This is a genomic window from Geodermatophilus sp. TF02-6 (genome assembly GCF_003319115.1).
GTDB lineage: Bacteria > Actinomycetota > Actinomycetes > Mycobacteriales > Geodermatophilaceae > Geodermatophilus.
The window spans coordinates 70,926-85,987 of the sequence record NZ_QOHF01000009.1 but is presented as its reverse complement, the minus strand read 5'-3'; the positions used below and the strand labels follow the sequence as shown (position 1 = coordinate 85,987).

At 73.9% G+C, this 15,062-nt stretch carries 10 protein-coding genes; 7 read left to right on the top strand and 3 right to left on the bottom strand.

Features of this window, described 5'->3' with window-relative positions; translation table 11 throughout:
- Positions 1 to 23: 23 nt before the first annotated feature.
- The 3 genes from DQ238_RS10220 to DQ238_RS10210 all read right to left on the bottom strand — a co-directional run bounded on the left by DQ238_RS10220 (position 24) and on the right by DQ238_RS10210 (position 4,077).
- Entirely contained in the window at positions 24 to 1,202 is a 1,179-nt protein-coding gene (locus DQ238_RS10220; protein WP_113781184.1) for an acyl-CoA dehydrogenase family protein, read from the bottom strand.
- A 76-nt stretch (positions 1,203 to 1,278) separates the two neighbouring features.
- Positions 1,279 to 2,910 carry a hypothetical protein gene (locus DQ238_RS10215; RefSeq protein WP_113781183.1) on the bottom strand — a complete coding sequence of 544 codons (1,632 nt, stop codon included), beginning with the start codon at positions 2,908 to 2,910 and terminating at the stop codon, positions 1,279 to 1,281.
- Positions 2,911 to 3,108: 198 nt separating this feature from the next.
- Complete coding sequence (locus DQ238_RS10210) at positions 3,109 to 4,077, bottom strand: zinc-binding dehydrogenase (protein WP_113781182.1); 969 nt, start codon at positions 4,075 to 4,077, stop codon at positions 3,109 to 3,111.
- Between the two features lie 124 nt (positions 4,078 to 4,201).
- On the opposite strand from DQ238_RS10210, the gene DQ238_RS10205 reads away from it, so the two are divergent.
- The 7 genes from DQ238_RS10205 to DQ238_RS10175 all read left to right on the top strand — a co-directional run bounded on the left by DQ238_RS10205 (position 4,202) and on the right by DQ238_RS10175 (position 15,048).
- Complete coding sequence (locus tag DQ238_RS10205; protein WP_113781181.1) at positions 4,202 to 5,233, top strand: aldo/keto reductase; 1,032 nt, start codon at positions 4,202 to 4,204, stop codon at positions 5,231 to 5,233.
- A gap of 436 nt (positions 5,234 to 5,669) precedes the next feature.
- Positions 5,670 to 6,635: a carbohydrate kinase gene (locus DQ238_RS10200; RefSeq protein WP_113781180.1), complete on the top strand. Its 966-nt coding sequence runs from the start codon at positions 5,670 to 5,672 to the stop codon at positions 6,633 to 6,635.
- Between the two features lie 61 nt (positions 6,636 to 6,696).
- The gene (locus DQ238_RS10195; protein ID WP_113781179.1) at positions 6,697 to 7,644 is read left to right on the top strand and encodes an ROK family glucokinase; all 948 of its coding nucleotides are present in this window, start codon (positions 6,697 to 6,699) and stop codon (positions 7,642 to 7,644) included.
- Between the two features lie 84 nt (positions 7,645 to 7,728).
- Positions 7,729 to 9,180 (top strand): sugar porter family MFS transporter, encoded by a 1,452-nt coding sequence (locus DQ238_RS10190; RefSeq protein ID WP_113781178.1) that lies wholly within the window; start codon positions 7,729 to 7,731, stop codon positions 9,178 to 9,180.
- Positions 9,181 to 9,569: 389 nt separating this feature from the next.
- Positions 9,570 to 12,818 (top strand): HAD-IA family hydrolase, encoded by a 3,249-nt coding sequence (locus DQ238_RS10185; protein WP_113781177.1) that lies wholly within the window; start codon positions 9,570 to 9,572, stop codon positions 12,816 to 12,818.
- Positions 12,815 to 13,639 (top strand): trehalose-phosphatase, encoded by an 825-nt coding sequence (otsB, locus tag DQ238_RS10180; RefSeq protein ID WP_113781176.1) that lies wholly within the window; start codon positions 12,815 to 12,817, stop codon positions 13,637 to 13,639. The genes DQ238_RS10185 and otsB overlap by 4 nt, the downstream gene beginning before the upstream one ends.
- Before the next feature lie 11 nt (positions 13,640 to 13,650).
- Entirely contained in the window at positions 13,651 to 15,048 is a 1,398-nt protein-coding gene (locus DQ238_RS10175; protein ID WP_113781175.1) for a sugar porter family MFS transporter, read from the top strand.
- Positions 15,049 to 15,062: the final 14 nt, after the last annotated feature.

Here is a 15,062-nt window from a genome sequence, read left to right as displayed (position 1 = left end):
CTCCCGTCGAGGGGGGCGTGCGGTCACACGAAGGCGCTGTGTCCGGTGAGCGCGCGGCCGACGATGAGGTGGTTGATCTCCTTGGTGCCCTCGTAGGAGTACAGCGCCTCGGCGTCGTTGAAGAACCGCACCACGTCGTTCTCCAGCAGGATGCCGTTGCCGCCGAACAGCTCCCGCGCCCAGGCCACCGTCTCCCGGGCGCGGCCGGTGACGAAGGCCTTGGCCAGCGCGGCGTGCTCGTCGCGGAAGACGCCCTCCTCCTGCAGCTGGGCCACCCGTACGGCCATGCCGAGGCTGGCGGTCACGTTGCCCGCCATCCGGGCGAGGAGGTCCTGGATGAGCTGGAAGCCCGCGATCGGCCGGCCGAACTGCACCCGCTCCTTGGCGTAGGCCAGCGCCGCCTCGAAGGCGCCCATCTGGCAGCCGACGGCGTTCCACGCCACCCCGCCACGGGTCAGCTTGAGCACCCGGTTGACGTCTTTGAAGGTGTTGCCGCCCTCGAGCTTGTTCTCCGCGGGGACCCGGCAGTCGGTGAACACCAGATCGGCGTTCTGCACCGTGCGCAGCGCGTACTTGCCCTCCATCTTGGTGGCGGTGAACCCAGGAGTGCCCTTCTCCACGACGAGGGTCTTCACCGCGCCGTCGTCCTCGTCGCGGGCGAAGACCACGACGACGTCGGCGAAGGTGCCGTTGCCGATCCAGCGCTTGGCGCCGCTCAGCACCCAGGCGTCCCCGTCGCGGCGCACCGTCGTCTCCAGCCCGAGCGCGACGTCGGAGCCGCCGTGCGGTTCGGTCAGCGCGAAGCAGCCGATGCTGCGCAACGCCAGCATGTCGGGCAGCCAGCGCCGCTTCTGCTCCTCGGAGCCGAGCAGCACGATCGAGCCCATCGCCAGGCCGTTGTGCACGCCGAGGAAGGTCGCCATGGACGGATCGACCCGGGAGGCCTCCAGCGAGATGAAGCCGGTGAACAGCCGGGAGGCGCGCGGCGAGCCCGCGGTGTCGTAGCTGCGACCGACCAGCCCCTGCTCGGCGAACCTGGGGATGAGGTCCATCGGGAAGGTGGCCGTCGCCCAGCACTCGGCGACCCGCGGCTTGACCTCGGTCTGCAGGAACTCCCGGATACCGGCGAGCTCCTTGCGCTCGTCGTCGCCGAGCAGCGACTCGTAGGAGTAGAGGTCGCCCAGGATCCGGTCGTCGGACATCGCGGCACCCTTTCGTCGTCAGGCCCGCCGTCCTACCCGTACCGGGCTGCGCGTACCCGGTGCGGCCACGCCCCGGTCACGACCGCTCGCCGGAGCCGCCGGAGCCGCCGGAGCCGCCGTCCAGCAGGTCCGGCGGGACGATCGGGTCCGCCGGCAGGGGAGCGTCCGTCGGCAGGGGAGCGTCCGTGCCGGACACGGGCGAGGGGGGCACCACGACGACGACCTCCTCGAGGACGACCTCCTCGACGACGATCCCCTCGGTGCCGGTGCCGGTGCCGGTGCCGGCGCCCGTGCCGGTACCGGCGGTGCTCTCGTCGCCGGTGGGCCGGCGGCCGGACCCGCGCCGGGTCAGCCTGTCGATGCCGTCCTGCAGCGGAGCCGGGGCAGCTGCCCGCACCCTCTCCAGGGCCTGCTGGACCTCCGGCCGCTCCACGACGCCGACCGCGGCCTGCTTGATCTGCTCGAACCGTCCCCGCCCGGCGCGCGCACCGAGGACGTACCCGACACCGAAACCGAGCCCCAACGCCACCCTGTTCACGAGCCTGCGCCACCCCTTCTCCAGTCGGTCGCCGGTCTCGGCGACCACCTCCGGCACCACGTCGACCGCGGAGCCCACCGCGAGCAGGGCGCGCAGGCCCGTCCGTCCGGCACGGACGGCGCCCGCGGTCGCCCGGGGAACGGCTGCCGCGGCCGACCTGGTGGTCGCATCGGCGGCGTTCAGGAGCGCGGCCGCGCCGGCGCTCGTGGCCTGCCAGGCCACCTGCCCGGACCTGACCAGCACCGGCGCGAGCGCCGTGGCGGCCTCCCCGGCGTGGCTCCTCACCGCCGTCGACGCCGCGCGGCCCTGCCGGGCGGCGGTACCGACGGCGTCGCGGACCGATCGGGCTCCGGCGGACGCCTCACGCCGGGCCAGGCGGCCGGTGGCCTCCACCACCGGGCCGGCCGCCGCTGCGACCTGCGCGGCTCGGGCCCGGGCGGCGGCGGCACCTGCGCGGGCACCGCGTGCGGCCCACGCCCGCGTGAGGACCCCGGGGAGTGCGGCCCGCCTCCCCAGCAGAGCCCTGCGCCGTGCGACCGGGCGGGCGAGGGCCAGGCGCAGGCGCCGGCGCCGGCGCACGACCACGGCGACGGCGACGGCGAGGGCGAGGGCGGCGACCACGGCCACGGCGCCTCCCACTCCGCGACCGCGCCGCGCGGCGCCGCTCGCGACGGGCCGGCGGGTGGCCTCCTCGGGTGCGGGTCCGGTCGGCTCCACCTGGGCCGGCGGCGGGGTGTCCGGTGCGGCCACCCCGGGTCCGGTCGGCTCGACCTCGGCGGGCGGCGGGGTGTCCGACGCGGCCACCTCGGGTCCGGTCGGCTCCACCTCGGCCGGCAGGAGGCTGTCCGACGAGTCCGTCGAGTACTCGATCCCGTAGTGCCGGTAGAGCGCCGCCTCCTGGTCCTGGGACAGCTCGCGCGAGGAGCCGACCCGTGGCGCGGCCTCGACGGCGCTCCGGGTGACCGTGACCTGCACCCGGGCACCGCTCCCGGTCGCGTCGAGGAGGGGGACCACCACGGTCACCTCGTCGCGTTCGGTGTACATCCACTCCGGCAGACCGGTCGCCTCGTCGGCCAGCAGGGCGACGCACACACCGATCTCGGCGCCGTCGCGGTCGACCACCGTCTTGCCGATCCAGTCCCTCGCCGCGTCCCGATCCGGCAGTGTCACAGCCGCCTCCTGTGCTCGAGCGCTTGGTGACCCGGTTGCTGGGCCGACGGTCGCCGACCGCAGCTACCCAGCGCGCGGCCCGCCAACCCGCACCGTCGGTCAGGGGCCGATGACGGCCCGGGAGCGTCCGAGGCGGACACGGGTCACGCCGCAGGATCTCGACGCGTCCCGCCCGGACCGGGACGGCTCGGCAACCGGTCAGGGGACGAGCGCGAGCTTGCCGACGACGTCTCGCCGGCCGAGGCGGGCGAGGGCGTCCGCGGCCCGGTCGAGGGGCAGGCAGGTGGGGTCCGGCGGCCGGAGCTCGCCGCGGGCGATCCGGCCGAGGACGTCGCGCACGAGGGCGGTCGCCGCCTCCGGCCGGGTCCGCGCCCAGTCACCCCAGTCGACGCCCACCACGGTGCGGTTGCGCAGGAGCACGAGGTTCGCCGGCAGCCGGGGGATCTCCCCGCCGGCGAACCCGAGCACGCAGAACCGGCCGTAGCCGGTCAGCGAGCGCAGCGCCGCCTCGGCCAGCGGTCCGCCGACCGGGTCGACGACGACGTCCGCCCCGCCGCCGGTCACCTCCCGGACCCGGGTCTTGAGGTCGGCGTAGTCGACGACCACCTCGGCACCGGCCGCGCGGGCCGCCTCCCGCTTGGTCTGGCTGGACGCGGCCGCGACGACGCGGGCACCGGCCGCGCGGGCGACGTCGACGGCGGCCAGGCCGATGCCGCCGCCGGCGCCCAGGACCAGGACCCACTCACCCGGGTCGACCCGCACGCGGGAGGAGAGGGCGAAGGCCATGGTGCTGTAGTTCTCGACCGCGGTGGCCGCCAGCGCCGGTGCCAGGCCGACCGGGAGCGGGGACACCGCCGACGCCGGTGCCACCAGGTCGGTCGCGAACCCGCCCCCTGCCATCGACAGCACGACCACCCGGTCACCGGGCGAGACGGCCGCGACGTCCGCCCCGACCGACCGCACCCGGCCGGCCACCGCGGACCCCGGCGTGTGGGGCAGCGGTGGGCGCACCTGGTAGCGCCCCTGCACGATCAGCCCGTCGACGAAGCTGACGGCGGCCGCCTCGACGGCCACGACCACCTCGCCGGGTCCCGGTGCGGAATCCGGCTCCTCGACCGGCGCCAGCCGCTCGACCGGGCCGAACTCCCGGCACACGATGCGTCGCACGTGCCCTCCCCAACCGACGAGGCCTCCGCAGCGGACCCCCGAGTCTGACCCTCCGGTGGTGGTCTCGCGCCTCGTGCGGCATCGTGCTGCGCGGCCCGCGCCCCTCGCAGACAGGAGCACCGTCGTGGAGTACCGCACGCTCGGCCGCAGCGGCTGCGCGGTCTCGGCCTTCACCCTGGGCACGATGACCTTCGGCGCGGAGACCGACGAGGCGGGCGCGCACGAGCAGCTCGACCTGTTCGTCGAGGCCGGCGGCACGCTGGTCGACACCGCCGACGTCTACTCGGCCGGCGCGGCCGAGGAGATCATCGGGCGCTGGCTGGCCTCCCGCCCGGCCGACGTCCGCGACCGGGTCGTGCTCGCCACCAAGGGCCGCATGCCGATGGGCGGGGAGCCCAACGCCGTGGGCAGCTCCCGCCGGCACCTGCGCCGGGCCCTCGACGACTCGCTGCGCCGGCTCGGCGTCGACTCCGTCGACCTCTACCAACTGCACGCGTGGGACCCCCTCACCCCGCTCGAGGAGACGCTGCGCTTCCTCGACGACGCCGTCTCCGCGGGCAGGATCGGCTACCCGGGGCTGTCCAACTTCACCGGCTGGCAGGTGCAGAAGGCCGTCGACCTCGCCGAGCACGAGCACCTCGCCGTCCCGGTCACCCTGCAGCCCTCGTACAGCCTGCTCGTCCGGGACGTCGAGTTCGAGATCGTCCCCGCGTGCCGGCACAACGGCCTGGGCATCCTGCCCTGGGGGCCGCTCGGCGGGGGGTGGCTGTCCGGCAAGTACACCCGCGACCAGCGACCGGAGGGCGCCACCCGGCTCGGCGAGGACCCCGGGCGCGGCATGGAGGCCTACGACCGGGTCAGCGCCCGGCAGCGCACCTGGGACGTCCTCGAGGCCGTGCAGGACGTCGCCGAGGCGCGGGGCGCGTCCATGCCGCAGGTCGCCCTGGCCTGGCTGGTCGACCGGCCCGCGGTCACCTCGGTGGTCCTCGGCGCCCGCACGGCCGCGCAGCTGCGGGACGACCTGGGCGCGGTCGACCTCACCCTCGAGCCGGAGGACGTCGCCCGCCTCGACGCGGTGAGCGCGCCGGGCGCGGCCGACTACCCGTACGGCGACGTGGGCGCCGAGCAGCGCAGCCGCGACGTCGCCGGCGCCTGAGAGGACCCCGGCCCCCTTGCAGGTAGAAGGACCCCTCTGCCCCCCACTGCTCGCAGGCTCGCAGCGGGACCCTGCAGAGGGGCCGGCGGTGCCCGGGACGGGGCCGCCGTCCTCCCCACCCCTCGCACGACGTGCCCCGAGCCCCGGCTCCGCGCCGGTGGGGCGGCCGGAGGCGGTGAGGAGGGCAGGACTGGAAGTGGTCGGGGGAGCCGGCTAGTGTCCCCTACGCCTGGTGAGATGCACATCACACCCACCCGGCCTCCGGCTGCGTGGGTCTCGTGGCTGGGGGGTCTGATGACCCGACGACCCGTCCGTCCGCCCCGACACCCCACCCCACCCGCGCTCCGGCCGGGGAACGACCGAGGGCACCGCACACGCTGACCGGGCACCGGCCGCACCGGCGTACCGACCACCGTCCCCGAGGGGAGCAGGACGCATGTTCGTCGTGATCGGTGAGGCACTCGTCGACCTGGTCGGGCAGCGGGGCAGCCGCACGCTCGTGGCGCACCCCGGGGGCAGCCCGGCCAACGTCGCCCTCGGCCTCGGGCGGCTGGGGGACCCGGTGACCCTGGTGACGCACCTGGGACGGGACGCCTTCGGCGAGATGATCTCCCGGCACCTGCAGGCCAGCGGCGTCCGGGTCGAGGGTGGCGCCGACGCGGACAGCAAGACCAGCCTGGCGATCGCGACCCTGGCCGCGGGGATCGCGAGCTACGACTTCCGCATCGAGTGGGAGATCGGCGCCCTCGCGCCGCTGCCCGTGGAGACCCGCTGCGTGCACACCGGTTCGCTGGCGACCGCGCTGGCTCCCGGCCGGGACGACGTGCTGGACCTGCTCGAGCGGGAGCGCCAGCGGGGCCGCGTGACCATCTCCTACGACCCCAACGTGCGCCCCGCGCTGCTGCGGACGCCGGAGGAGGCCCGGCCCGGCATCGAGCGGATCGTCGCGCTGTCCGACGTCGTCAAGGTCAGCGACGAGGACCTGCACTGGCTCCACCCCGGCCGCGAGGACGAGGACGTCGCCCGGGAGTGGCTCGGCGCCGGGCCGGCCCTCGTCGTCGTCACCCGCGGCGGCCAGGGCGTCTTCGCCCTCACCGCCGAGCTGGAGGTGCGCCGTCCCGCGACGTCGATCGACCTGGTCGACACCGTGGGCGCCGGCGACTCCTTCACCTCCGGTCTGCTCGACGGGCTGCGGCGGGCCGACCTGCTCGGCGGGTCCCGTCGCGGGGCGCTGGCCGAGATCGACGAGGCCAGTCTGGTCAGCGTCCTGGACGAGGCCGGCCTGATCGCCGCGATCACCTGCTCCCGCCCGGGTGCCGACCCGCCGACGCGCGCCGAGGTGGACGCCGCCCGGGCCGCGTCGCGGCTCGCCGCGTCCGCCCCGCCCGGTCGCACCACCTGAGGTCGAGCCGACGACGTCCCGGCCGAGCGCTCCGACCCCGACCAGTGCCAGGAGGTAGACCGTGGCCCTCGCGATCGGCGTCGACATCGGAGGCACCAAGGTCGCGGCCGGTGTGGTCGACGACCAGGGCGGCCTCGTCTCCACCGCCCGCCGCGACACGCCGTCGCGCGACCCGGCGAAGATCCAGGAGATCATCGCCGACGTCGTCGAGGAGCTGCGGGCCGTGCACCAGGTGGAGGCCGTGGGCATCGGCGCGGCCGGCTTCGTCGACGCCGCCCGCTCCACCGTGGTCTTCGCGCCCAACCTGGCCTGGCGGGACGAGCCCCTGCGGGCCGAGATCGAGGCCCGGTGCGGCCTGCCCGTCGTGGTCGAGAACGACGCCAACGCGGCGGCCTGGGCGGAGGCCCGGTTCGGCGCCGGACGCGGTCAGGACTTCCTCGTCATCCTCACGCTGGGCACCGGCCTGGGCGGGGGCGTGGTGGTCGACGGCGAGCTGTACCGCGGCCGGCTCGGCATCGCCGCGGAGTTCGGGCACCTGACGGTGGAGCCCGGTGGGCGGCGCTGCGGCTGCGGGGGCCGCGGCTGCTGGGAGCGCTACGCCAGCGGGACGGCGCTGGTCCGCGAGGCCCAGGAGCTGGCCTCGGTCTCGCCCGCCATCGCCGGCCGGCTGCTGGACCTGGCCGGGGGCCAGCCCGAGACGATCACCGGGCTGGCCATCACGCAGGCTGCCCAGGACGGGGACGAGGCGGCGCTGGAGGCGTTCCGGGTCGTCGGGACCTGGCTGGGGCACGGCATGGCCAGCCTGGCCGCCGTCCTGGACCCGGGGATGTTCGTGCTCGGCGGCGGGGTGTCGGCCGCGGGGGAGCTGGTGCGCGAGCCGGCCGCCCGCGCGCTGCAGGAGCGGATCACCGCGCGTGCCTACCGCAAGGACGTGCCGAGCGTGCGGCTGGCCGAGCTCGGCCCGGAGGCCGGCATCGTCGGCGCCGCAGACCTCGCGCGGCGCCGCTGAGCGGTGTGGGATCCAGAGGAGCGCGGCCGGGAGGACCGAGCGGCACGGACGCAGGGGTGGTCAGGACACGGTGGAGGGGATCCGATGAGTGAGCACGGTTCGTTCAGCGAGCAGGCGTCCATCTACGACGACACGGACACCGGCAGTGGTCGCAGTGCCGTCCGGATAGCGTCGGTCGCCGCGCTGGGCGGGTTCCTCTTCGGGTACGACAGCGCGGTCATCAACGGCGCGGTCGCCGCCATCCAGGACCAGTTCGACGTGGCCGCGGGCCCGCTGGGGTTCGCCGTCGCCTCGGCTCTGCTCGGCGCCGCGGCCGGCGCGCTGTTCGCCGGGCGGTTCGCCGACCGCTTCGGCCGGCTGTTCACCATGAAGGTCGCCGCGGTGCTGTTCTTCATCAGCGCGCTGGTCGCCGGTCTGGCCCCCAACCTGGTCATCCTGATCGTCGGCCGGGTCATCGGCGGTCTGGGGGTCGGCGTGGCGTCGGTCATCGCCCCGGCCTACATCGCCGAGGTCGCCCCCGCGCGGATCCGCGGCCGCCTCGGCTCCCTGCAGCAGCTCGCCATCGTCACCGGCATCTTCGTCTCGCTGCTGGTCGACTTCCTCTTCGCGACCGCCGCGGGCGGGTCCCGCAACGAGTTCTGGTTCGGCCTCGAGGCCTGGCGCTGGATGTTCCTCGCCATGGTCGTCCCGGCCGTGCTCTACGGGGTCCTCACCCTGACCATCCCCGAGTCGCCGCGCTACCTCATCGCCACCCACCGGATCCCCGAGGCGCGGCGGATCCTGTCCACGCTGCTCGGCGAGCGCGGCCTCGACATCAAGATCAACCGCATCCGGGAGACCATGGAGCGGGAGAAGCCGCCGTCGTGGGCCGACCTGCGTGCCCCGCGGACCGGGCTGCTGCCGATCGTCTGGGTGGGCCTGGGGTTGTCGGTCTTCCAGCAGTTCGTCGGGATCAACGTCATCTTCTACTACTCGAACGTCCTCTGGGAGGCGGTCGGGTTCAGCGAGAACGACTCCTTCATCATCACCGTGATCACGTCGGTGGTGAACATCGCGACCACGCTCATCGCCATCGCCAGCGTCGACCGCTTCGGCCGGCGACCCCTGCTGCTGATCGGCTCGGTGGGCATGGCGGTCACGCTCGGCACCCTGGCCGTCATCTTCGGGACGGCCCCGCTCGACGCCGACGGCAGCCCGGTGCTCTCCGGCGCCACCGGGCCGATCGCGCTCATCGCCGCGAACCTGTTCGTCGTCGCGTTCGGCATGTCCTGGGGCCCGGTGGTCTGGGTCCTGCTGGGCGAGAAGTTCCCCAACCGGATCCGCGCCGCGGCGCTGGCCTTCGCCGCCGGCGGCCAGTGGGTGGCCAACTGGCTGATCACCGTGAGCTTCCCGGCGCTCAGCGACGTCTCCCTCGCCCTGGCGTACGGCTTCTACACCGTCTGCGCGGTGCTCTCGTTCTTCTTCGTGCTGCGCTGGGTGTCGGAGACCAAGGGCAAGGAGCTGGAGGAGATGCCCTCCGAGGCCACGGTGCGGTGAGTGGCCGGGGCCGCCCGTCGGGGGCGGCCCCGGACCGGATGTCATGACGAGCCGTCCCGTCGGCTTCTCATGGGGGCCAGCGGTTCGTCCTCGGCGGGGGCACCCGGGGGTTGCGGGCGCGGGAGCCGCCGGTCGGGGGGCCGGGGGAGGGGCGCAGGGCTGGAACTGGCCCGGAGCGCCCGCTAGTGTCCTTCCTGCCAGTGAGGTCCAGATCACACCCGGCAGGGCGGCTGGCAGCCTCCGCCTCACGGCTGGCAGGCCGATGGCCGACCGCGTCCGTCCACGCCCGTCGTACGACCCGACCCGGCACGGAGCCCCGCCGGCCCGTGCGTCCACGACACGTCCCCGGCGCGGCGGCCGCGCTCCGCAGGCCGGTGGAGGGAGACCCCATGACCACCACCCAGCAGTTCCGCGGGGCCATCTTCGACGTCGACGGGGTGCTCGTGGACTCGCCGCACGAGCTCGCCTGGCGGGAGGCGTTCCGGGCCCTCATGGAGAGCGACTGGCGCGACGTCCGCGACCAGACGACCTGGACCCCCGAGCGGTTCACCCCGGCCGTCTACCAGCAGGTCATGGCCGGTCGGCCGCGCATGGAGGGCGCGCGGGCGGTCATGGAGCACTTCGGGGTGCCCGACATCGACGCCCGGGTCCAGCAGTACGCCGACGCCAAGCAGGAGCACATCGTCAAGCTCATCGAGCAGGGCCGCTTCATGGCCTTCCCCGACGCGCTGCGCTTCATCCTCGCGGTCAAGAGCGCGGGCATCCCCGTGGCCGCGGCGTCGTCGTCGAAGAACGCCAAGCTGTTCCTGGAGCGCATCCGGCTGGACCTGTTCGCCGCCGAGCAGCGGATCGACTGCGACTTTCTGCACGAGGGCATGACGCTGCTCGAGCTGTTCGACGTCGACATCTCCGGCCGGGACTTCCCCCGCGGCAAGCCCGACCCGATGATCTTCCTGACCGCGGCCGAGGAGCTCGGCGTGGACCCGGCCGACTGCTTCGTCACCGAGGACGCGAGCACCGGCGTCCAGGCCGCCAAGGCGGCGGGGATGGCCGGGCTGGGCGTGGCCCGCCTCGACGACCGCGACCTGCTGCAGGAGGCCGGCGCGGACCTGGTCGTCACCACCCTGGACGACGTCTCCCGGCGGGCCCTGGCCGAGGGGCAGCTGGAGGAGCGCCGGGCGGCCGCGGAGATGCGACAGCGGCGCACCCAGACGCCGCCGAGCGTGTGGACGCTGGTCTACGACTCCTACGACCCGGCCCGGCAGGGGCTGCGCGAGGCGCTGTGCGCGCTGGGCAACGGGTACTTCATGACCCGCGGCGCCCTGTCCGAGGCGCAGGCGGACGACAGCAACTACCCCGGCACCTACGTCGCGGGCCTCTACGACCGCGCGCTGACCGAGGTCTCCGGCCGGATGGTCGAGAACGAGGACCTGGTCAACGTCCCCAACTGGCTGCCGCTGCGGTTCCGCATCGCGGACGGGGAGGTCGACGGCGGGGAGTGGTTCGACGCCCGCCGCGCCGACGTCACCGAGCACCGCTTCGAGCTCGACATCCGCCGCGGGGTGCTGACCCGGGACCTGACCTGGACCGACGCCGACGGGCGGCGGACCAGCATGACCCAGCAGCGGTTCGTGAGCATGAAGGACGAGCACCTCGCCGGCATGCTGACCACGTTCACCGCGGAGAACTGGTCGGGCCGGCTCGAGGTCTCCTCCGGGCTGGACGGCCGGGTGGAGAACACCGGGGTCAAGCGCTACCGCGACCTGACCAGCCGGCACCTCGAGGTGCTCGGCCAGGGCGAGGTCGACCAGCAGACCGTCGACCTGCAGGTGCAGACCCTGCAGTCCCGCGTGCGGGTGGCCGTGGCGGCGCGCACCCGGGTGGTCGGCGACGGGCAGCCGACCGAGGCCCAGCGGCGGCTGGTGGAGGAACCCGGGTACGTGGGCCACGACCTGGTCCTGGAGCTGTCCGAGGGCAGCCCGGTGAGCGTCGAGAGGATCGCCGCGCTCTACACCTCCCGGGACCGGGCCATCTCCGAGAGCCGGGACGACGCCCGGCTGGCCGCGGCGCAGGCGGAGGACTACACCGCCCTGCTCGCCCGGCACGAGGGCGCCTGGAACAGCCTGTGGAACCGCTTCGACGTCGAGCTGGACAGCGCCAACGAGTGGACCGAGACGGTCCTGCACCTGCACATCTTCCACCTGCTGCAGACCATCTCCCCGCACACGGCGCACCTGGACGTCGGCGTCCCGGCGCGCGGCTGGCACGGGGAGGCCTACCGCGGCCACGTCTTCTGGGACGAGCTGTTCATCTTCCCGTTCTTCAACTTCGAGCGGCCCAGCCTGGCCGCCGCGCTGCTGCAGTACCGCTACGACCGGCTCGGCACGGCCCGCGCCGCGGCGCGCGCGGAGGGCTACGAGGGCGCGATGTTCCCGTGGCAGAGCGGGGCCACCGGTCGGGAGGAGACCCAGAGGGTCCACCTCAACCCGAAGTCCGGCCGCTGGCTGCCCGACCACTCGCACAACCAGCGGCACGTCAACATCGCCATCGCCTACAACGTCTGGCAGCACTACATGGTGACCGGCAGCACCGGCTTCCTGCGCTTCACCGGCGCCGAGATGCTGATCGAGATCGCCCGGTTCTGGTCCAGCGCCACGACCTACGACGAGGCCGAGGGCCGCTACGAGATCCTCGGCGTGATGGGCCCGGACGAGTACCACGAGAACTACCCGGACTCCGACCAACCCGGCCTGCGCAACAACACCTACACCAACGTGATGGTGGTGTGGGTGCTGCAGCGGGCGCTGGAGACGCTCGACGTCCTGCCGCCGCACTACCGCGAGGAACTGGTCCAGGAGCTGACCATCCGGGACGAGGAGCTCGAGCGCTGGCGCGACATCGCCGCGCGCATGAAGGTGGTCTTCCACGCCGACGGCGTCCTGACCCAGTTCGAGGGCTACGAGCAGCTGCCCGAGTTCGACTGGGAGGGCTACCGGGAGCGCTACGGCAACATCCAGCGGCTGGACCGGCTGCTGGAGGCCGAGGGCGACAGCACCAACCGGTACAAGCTGGCCAAGCAGGCCGACGTCCTGATGCTGCTGTTCCTGCTCTCCCGCGAGGAGCTGCGCGGGCTGCTGCACGGCCTCGGGTACGAGGTGAGCGCCGAGCAGCTCGAGCGGACCGTGGACTACCACCTCGAGCGCACCTCGCACGGGTCCACGCTGTCCGGCGTGGTGAGCGCCTGGGTGCTGTCCCGCTACCGGCCCGAGGAGGCCTGGCGCTACCTGCAGCACGCGCTGGAGAGCGACGTCTCCGACGTCCAGGGCGGGACCACGTCCGAGGGCATCCACCTGGGCGCGATGGCCGGGACGGTCGACATCGTGCTGCGCTGCCTGACCGGCATGCGCGCCCTGGGGCCGGTGCTCCGCTTCGACCCGGCGCTGCCGGCGGAGGTCAAGCAGCTGCGGTTCAGCGTGCACTACCGGGGCCAGCGGGTGGACGTCGACCTGGCCGAGGACCGCATCAAGCTGGCCGTCCGCCCCGGGGGGACGACACCGGTCAACCTGCTCGTGCAGGGCCAGCCCGTGGAGCTCGCGCCCGGGCAGGAGCGCGAGCTCACCATCGAGCGCGTGTCGTGACCGCCGGGACGGCCGAGGTCGACCAGGCGGCGCGGGGACTGGCCGCGCGGGCGGCGGAGGTCGCCGTCTGCCTGGACTTCGACGGCACGCTCAGCCCCGTGGTGGACGAACCCCAGGCGGCCCGGCCGCTGCAGGGGGTGGTGGAGCTGCTCGCTCCGCTCGCCGAGCGCTACGCCGCCGTCGCCATCGTCTCCGGGCGGCCCGCGCCCTACCTCGCCGAGCACGTCGCGGCCTCCGGCGTCCGCTACCTGGGGCTCTACGGGCTGCAGGAGGTCTACGCGGAGCAGGTCCGAGTGGACCCGCGGCTGGAGGAGGCCCGGCCGCGGGTCGCCGCCGCGGAGGAGGCGCTGCGGGACTCCCCGGCCGTGCGCGACAGCGGCGCGTGGCTGGAGGACAAGGTCTACTCGGTCGCCGTCCACACCCGCCGCGTCCCCGACCGCGACCGGTGGGCCGACCCGATCGACCGGACCGCCCGGCAGGTCGCCGAGGAGCACGGGCTGGAGATCGTCCCGGGCAAGCTGGTCTGGGAGCTGCGGCCGGAGGTGCGCGGCGACAAGGGGGACGCCGTGCGCCGGGTCGCCGCGGAGTCGGGCGCGCGGGTCGTCGTGGTCGTCGGGGACGACCTCGGCGACCTGCCCGCGTTCGCGGCGGTGACCCGGCTCGTGTCCGAGGGGCACGAGGGGCTGCGGGTGGCGGTGCGGTCGGAGGAGGCGCCACCGGACCTGCTCGGCGCCGCCGACCTGGTGGTCGACGGGCCCGACGGCGTGCTCGAGTTCCTCCGCCGGCTCGCTGCCGACCACGGACCTGTCGTCGAGGCGTAGGGAGATCCGCCATGAACCCGCTCGTCCTCCGGAGCGCGATCGTCGCCGCCCTCGGCGGCCTGCTCTTCGGCTTCGACACCGCCGTCATCTCGGGCACCACCAAGGACCTGGAACGGGTCTACGACATCGGCGGCTTCATGCTCGGCTTCACCGTCGCCACCGCGCTGATCGGCACCATCGTCGGCGCGCTGGTCGCCGGGAGGCCGGTCGACCGCTACGGCCGCAAGAAGGTGCTGTTCGCGATCGGCATCCTCTACTTCGTGGGTGCGCTGGGCAGCGGCCTGGTGACCCACCTGGGGCTGTTCATGTTCTTCCGCTTCCTCGGCGGCATCGGCGTCGGCGTGGCGTCGGTGGTGGCGCCCATCTACACCGCCGAGGTGGCTCCGGCCCGGTACCGGGGACGGCTCGTCGGGCTGGTGCAGTTCAACATCGTGCTCGGCATCCTGCTGGCCTACCTGTCGAACTTCATCCTGGCCAGCACGCTGCCCTCGGACATCGCCTGGCGGTGGATGTTCATGGTGATGGCCGTCCCGGCGGTGATCTTCTTCCTGCTGCTGTTCACCACCCCGGAGACCCCCCGCTGGCTCTACCTGGTCGGACGCCGGACGGAGGCCGTCGAGGTCGTCCACCGGCTCACCAACTCCCCGCAGGAGGCGGAGTTCGAGATCCGGGAGATCGAGCAGGCGCAGGCCAGGGACGCCTCGGCGACGCGGGCGCCGTTCTTCGTGCGGCAGAACCGCAAGGTCATCCTGCTGGCCTTCGCGATCGCCGCGTTCAACCAGCTGTCCGGGATCAACGCGATCCTCTACTACGCCAACGACATCTTCCGGATGGCCGGTGCCGGCGACAACGCCGCGGCGCTGCAGAGCGTCGTCGTCGGGCTGGTCAACCTGGTGACGACGATGGCCGCCCTGACGGTGATCGACAAGATCGGCCGGCGCCGGCTCATGCTGATCGGGTCGATCGGCTACCTGGTCAGCCTCGGCGCCCTGGCGCTGGTGTTCACCGTCTACAAGGAGCGCTTCTCCGGCGCGTCCAGCGTGATGGTGCTGGGGGCGCTGGTCGTCTTCATCGCCGCGCACGCCTTCGGTCAGGGGTCGGTGATCTGGGTCTTCATCTCCGAGATCTTCCCCAGCCGGATCCGGGCCCGCGGCCAGTCGCTGGGCAGCCTGACGCACTGGGTGTTCGCCGCGGTGGTCTCCTGGACCTTCCCCGGCATCGCCGCGGTGCTCGGCGGCGGGGCGGCGTTCGGGCTGTTCTTCGTCTGCATGATCGGCCAGCTGTTCTGGGTCCTGCGGGTCATGCCGGAGACGAAGAACGTCCCGCTGGAGGAGATGGAGCGCAACCTCGGCATCGAGCTCACCGCCGAGGACGTCGCCGCGGCCGGTTCCGGGCCGAGGAGCCACTGACCGGTCACCGGCAG

Bases quoted from the DNA above. Each gene is read 5' to 3' on its own strand.
- DQ238_RS10220 (WP_113781184.1), bottom strand. From the start codon at position 1,202: ATGTCCGACGACCGGATCCTGGGCGACCTCTACTCCTACGAGTCGCTG.
- DQ238_RS10200 (WP_113781180.1), top strand. From the start codon at position 5,670: ATGTTCGTCGTGATCGGTGAGGCACTCGTCGACCTGGTCGGGCAGCGG.
- DQ238_RS10190 (WP_113781178.1), top strand. From the start codon at position 7,729: ATGAGTGAGCACGGTTCGTTCAGCGAGCAGGCGTCCATCTACGACGAC.
- DQ238_RS10185 (WP_113781177.1), top strand. From the start codon at position 9,570: ATGACCACCACCCAGCAGTTCCGCGGGGCCATCTTCGACGTCGACGGG.
- DQ238_RS10175 (WP_113781175.1), top strand. From the start codon at position 13,651: ATGAACCCGCTCGTCCTCCGGAGCGCGATCGTCGCCGCCCTCGGCGGC.